We start from the raw sequence: 1,111 nt of genomic DNA on the forward strand, positions 1-1,111 counted from the left end.
TAGAGGGTGTGGGTGTCGAGGGCGGTGGCTTCGTAGGGTGGCCAGGCGGTTGGGGCGGTTGTGGTGTCGGGGTCGGTCTTCTCGGGTGTGTGGGGAGTGAGGGTGGCGGTGGCGTGGTGGGTCCACTCGTCCTGGTCGTCCTGGTCGTCCTGGTCGTGGTGGTCGTCCTGCGCGTCCTGATCGGTCGACCGCGTGTGAACGGTCAGTTCACGCCGCCCGGTGCTGTCCGGTTCGGTGACCAGCAGACAGAGGTCGAGCGAGGCGTCGTCGGAGAGCACCACTGGCGCGTGCAGCGTCAGGTCGTCGATGTGCGGGCAGCCGAGGTGGGCACCGGCGTACAGGGCCAGGTCGGTGATGGCCGTCGCCGGCAGCAGGGTCGTCTCGTGGACTGCGTGGTCGGCGAGCCAGGGGTGCGTGGCCAGGGAGATCCGGCCGGTGAACACCGTCGCCCGCTCGTCCGGCAGATCGAGCACCGCACCGAGCAGCGGGTGGCTCGCAGCGGTCTGCCCGACCGCGGCGGCGGAGCCGGCCGCCGTCCTGGCCGGGGTCAGCCAGTAGGAGCGCCGCTGGAAGGCATACGTGGGGAGCTTGGGCCGTTTCCGCGGTCCGCTCCGGCCAGTGGTGGTGGGCCAGGTGATGGTGTGGTGGTGGGTGTGGAGGTGGGCGAGGGCGGTGTGGAAGGTGTGGTGGTCGTCGTGGTCGCGGTGGAGGGTGTGGGTGATGCAGATGTGGGTGGGGTCGGTGGTGTGGGTGTGGGCGGTGTCGGTGAGTGCTGGGGTGAGGACGGGGTGGGGGCTGATTTCTATGAGGGTGTGGTGGGTGGTGAGGAGTTTGGTGATGGTGGTTTCGAGTTGGACGGGTTGGCGGAGGTTGTTGAACCAGTAGTCGGCGGTGAGGGTTTGGGTGTTGGTGGGGTTGGTGGTGACGGTGGAGTGGAAGGGGGTGTGGGCGGGTTGGGGGTGGATGTCTTTGAGGGTGTGGGTGAGGTGGTGGTGGAGGGTGTCGATGTGGTGGGAGTGGGAGGCGTAGGTGACGGGGATTTTGCGGGCGTGGATGTTTTGGTGGGTGCAGTGGGTGAGGAGTTCGTCGATGGCGTGGGTGTCGCCGGCGA

The 1,111-nt window shown here is 68.0% G+C and carries 1 protein-coding gene; it reads right to left on the minus strand.

Translation table 11 applies throughout. The features are described from left to right. Positions 1–1,111 (minus strand): acyltransferase domain-containing protein (locus tag ACFW47_RS35215; RefSeq protein ID WP_386308288.1); only part of this gene is annotated, 1,111 nt, incomplete at both ends.

The sequence above is a fragment of the Streptomyces sp. NPDC058796 genome (genome assembly GCF_042745235.1).
GTDB lineage: Bacteria > Actinomycetota > Actinomycetes > Streptomycetales > Streptomycetaceae > Streptomyces.